This window comes from Nocardia farcinica (assembly GCF_029867845.1).
Classification (GTDB): Bacteria; Actinomycetota; Actinomycetes; order Mycobacteriales; family Mycobacteriaceae; genus Nocardia; species Nocardia farcinica_A.
This window is the reverse complement of record NZ_JARWRU010000696.1, coordinates 1-2884: the sequence shown is the minus strand read 5'-3', so window position 1 is coordinate 2884 and position 2884 is coordinate 1. Positions and strand designations below refer to the sequence as shown.

Here is a 2884-nt window from a genome sequence, read left to right as displayed (position 1 = left end):
CGGGCGCTTCCCCATCGACCCCGTGCCAGGCACTCATCATCGTCGGAGTGCCGTTTCCGAGCCCGAGAATGATCCGGCCACCGGACAGTTCGTCGAGGTCGCGCGCCTCGGCCGCCCACATCAGCGGGCTGCGCCCGACTCCGTAGGCGATATTGGAACCGATGGCAATGGTGCTCGTGCCCGCCGCGATAGCCGCCATCGGGATGGTGGCCGAGCGGCTGTAGAGCTCGCTCGTCCACACCGCAGCGCACCCGATCTCCTCGGCTTCGCGCGCCAGTTCGGCCATCGACTCGAATCGCTGCCTGCCCCGGCCGACACCGAACGCGTTCACACCGAAGGTCGTCACCTGGAGAAACCTCTCGTCATGCCCGGCGGGGGAATCGGTCGAACCGCGGCGTGCGCTTGGCCTTGAATGCTTCGCGCCCTTCCTTCGCCTCCTCGGTGGCATAGAAGAGGAGGTTGGTGTCGTGTGCCAGTTGCTGGATGCCGGCCAGGCCGTCCTCGGCCGCATGGAAGCTCGCCTTCATCAGGCGCAGCGCCATCGGCGAGAGCTCCATCATCCGCCGACACCAGGCCACCGTCTCCGCCTCCAACTGTGCCAGCGGCACGACGGTGTTGACCAGCCCCATCTCGAGGGCTTCGGCCGCGTCGTACTGTCGGCACAGGAACCAGATCTCTTTGGCCTTGCGTGCCCCGACCATGTTCGCGAGTAATCCCGCGCCGAATCCGCCGTCGAAGGAGCCCACCTGTGGGCCGACCTGGCCGAGACGGGCGTTGTCGGCGGCGATCGTCAGGTCACAGACGATCTGCAGCACATGTCCGCCACCGATCGCGTATCCGGCGACCATGGCGACCACCGGCTTGGGCAGCCGACGGATCTGCACCTGCAGATCGGTCACATGGAAACGGCCTATCGCGTCCGGGCGGTCCGGGTCGGTCATATAGCCGGTGTCGCCGCGCACCCGCTGATCGCCGCCGGAACAGAACGCCTTGTCGCCCTGTCCGGTCAGTACGATCACGCCGATCTCGGGGTCTTCCCGCGCATCGGTCAGCGCGTCCGAGATTTCGACCAGGGTCTGCGGCCGGAAGGCGTTGTGCACCTCGGGCCGACAGATCATGATCCGGGCGATGCCGTCCTCGGTGCGAGAGTATTCGACGTCCTCGTAGCGGCGGATCGTTGTCCACTCCACGTCGACAGCGCTCATGCCATCGTCAAGCCGCCGCTGACCGACAGCGTCTGGCCTGTGATGTAGCCCGCCTCGTCCGAGGCGAAGAAAGCGACCGCCGCGGCGATATCGGCGGGCAGCGCGAGGCGCTTCATCGGCACCGAGCGGGTCATTCCGCCGATCACCTTGTCGGCGTCCTGGCCGGAGTTGTCGGCGAACTTGCGCAGCGCGGGAGTGTCGGTCGGTCCGGGGCACACCGTGTTCACGGTCACGCCCTTGGTCGCGACCTCCCGGGCCAGGGTCTTGGTGAAGGCGATGATGCCTCCCTTGGCGCCCGAGTAGACCGCCTCCAGCGAGGAACCGACCCGTCCCGCGTCCGACCCGATGTTGATCACACGGCCGAATCCGCGCTCGATCATGCCCGGCACCACGGAGTGGTTGACCCGCAGCGCACCCTTGAAGTTGATCTCGAGGATCTTGTCCCAGAAGGCCTCGTCGGTGTCGAGGAACTTCATGAAGTCGTCCCAGCCGGCGTTGTTGACGACGACCTCGATCGGGCCGAGTTCGGTGGTGACCTGCTCCACCGCGGCGCGCACCGATGCGGTGTCGGTGACATCGACGGAAATGGCCACGGCCGCACCGCCCGCCGCCTCGATCTCCTTCGCAGTCTGCTGGGCGGCCTCCAGATTCAGGTCGGCCACGGCGACCCGGAAGCCCACAGCGGCCAGTTTGCGCGAGATTCCTTCGCCGATGCCCTGCGCGCCACCGGTGACGAGTGCGACTCGGTTGCTCATGATGTCGATCCTTTCGATAGTGATCAGTCCTCGGGCGCGGCTGCCCGCACCCTGCTGTCTTCGGTCTGTCCTTGGTGCAGTCACGCTGCGGCACGCGCAGCGCGGGTGAGGTCGTCGCGGAATTCCGGTGCGGCGACAGCGATGAGGCGGCGCCGGCGTTCGGCCAGCGGTTGGCCGCGCAGGTGCGCGATCCCGTGTTCGGTGACGACGCAGTCGACGTCGGCACGCGCGGTCGTGACGACCCCCTCGTCGAGGGTCGCCTTGAGTGACGAGCGTCCGCGCACCGTCGAGCGGAGCGCGATGATGGACCGCTTGCCGGTCAGCGCGGCCGCCCGCGCGAAATCGACCTGGCCACCGACCGCTCCCAGGTATGTCCCGCGGCTCATCTCCGCCCCCACCTGCCCGGTCAGGTCGACCTCGATCGCGAAGTTCACCGCGACCAGAGACGACAGCTGCGAGAGCACCTGCGGCGCATGGGTGTAACTGGTCGGCCGGAACAGCACCGGCAATTCCGGGAGCCGCCCGTACAGCTCGGACGAGCCGAGAGCTGTACCGGCCACCACCCGTCCCGCATCGATCTGCTTACGCGCCCCGGTGACCACGCCCTTGTCGATCAACTCCAGCACACCGTCGGTGATCATGCCGGTGTGTACGCCCAGGTCGCGATGCCCGGAGAGCGCATCGTGGACGGCCGCTCCGAGCGAGCCGATGCCGACCTGGACGGTGTCGCCGTCTTCGATCAGTTCGGCGATGTACCCGGCGATCGCCAGGTCCGGCTCGCCGGCCGGACGGCGGTTCTCCTCCTGCAGCGGCCTATCGGTACTGATCGTGGCTGCGAAGCGCTCCACGGGAATGCGGGGCGAACCCGGAACCACCGGCATCTGCGCGTTGATCTCGGCGATCAGCACCGGCGTGGGGGGGGGG

At 67.7% G+C, this 2884-nt stretch carries 4 protein-coding genes; all 4 read right to left on the bottom strand.

The window, feature by feature from the left end:
- On the bottom strand, positions 1-286 hold a 286-nt coding region (locus QH283_RS15285), incomplete at its 3' end, for an LLM class flavin-dependent oxidoreductase (protein WP_280503658.1).
- 76 nt (positions 287-362) lie between these two features.
- On the bottom strand, positions 363-1205 hold the full coding sequence (gene menB, locus QH283_RS15280; RefSeq protein WP_086845910.1) for a 1,4-dihydroxy-2-naphthoyl-CoA synthase: 843 nt from the start codon (positions 1203-1205) through the stop codon (positions 363-365).
- Positions 1202-1960, bottom strand: a complete 759-nt coding sequence (locus tag QH283_RS15275; protein ID WP_040795741.1) for an SDR family NAD(P)-dependent oxidoreductase — start codon at positions 1958-1960, stop codon at positions 1202-1204. Before QH283_RS15275 ends, menB begins: the two co-directional genes overlap by 4 nt.
- A gap of 80 nt (positions 1961-2040) precedes the next feature.
- The coding region (locus QH283_RS15270; RefSeq protein ID WP_280503657.1) for an acetyl-CoA hydrolase/transferase family protein at positions 2041-2884 on the bottom strand (844 nt) is incomplete at its 5' end.